Here is a 378-nt window from a genome sequence, read left to right as displayed (position 1 = left end):
GGGTGGGGCGCAAATGGCACTGGGTCAATGTGCTGAGGCTGGATGACGACGAGCTTTCCGCCGGCATCCATCGTGAGGATCGCGACATCAGGGTCCTTTACCTCGACGGCGCGCCCGCCGGCTTCTTCGATCTCAAGCCGCATCTGCCGGAAGAAGTCGAACTCGCCTATTTCGGCATGATGGAACATGCCACCGGGCAAGGCATCGGCCGCTGGTTCCTGGGCTCCGCGATCGCCGCCGCATGGTCGCATGGGCCGAAGCGGGTGACGGTGCAGACCTGCACGCTCGATCATCCGGCGGCTCTGCCGCTCTACCAGAAGCTCGGCTTTGCACCGGTGGCGCAAAAGAGGGAAATCGTCCACCCGCTGCCTTTCACCG

Annotated in this window: 1 protein-coding gene; it reads left to right on the top strand. The window is 64.0% G+C overall.

Annotated features, from left to right (window positions below; all coding sequences use genetic code 11):
- Nucleotides 1-378 (top strand): GNAT family N-acetyltransferase (locus tag EN984_RS37515; protein WP_164766071.1); only part of this gene is annotated, 378 nt, incomplete at both ends.

It is taken from the genome of Mesorhizobium sp. M7A.F.Ca.CA.004.12.1.1, assembly GCF_003997835.1.
Taxonomy (GTDB): Bacteria; Pseudomonadota; Alphaproteobacteria; order Rhizobiales; family Rhizobiaceae; genus Mesorhizobium.
This window is presented reverse-complemented; position numbering and strand designations above follow the sequence as displayed.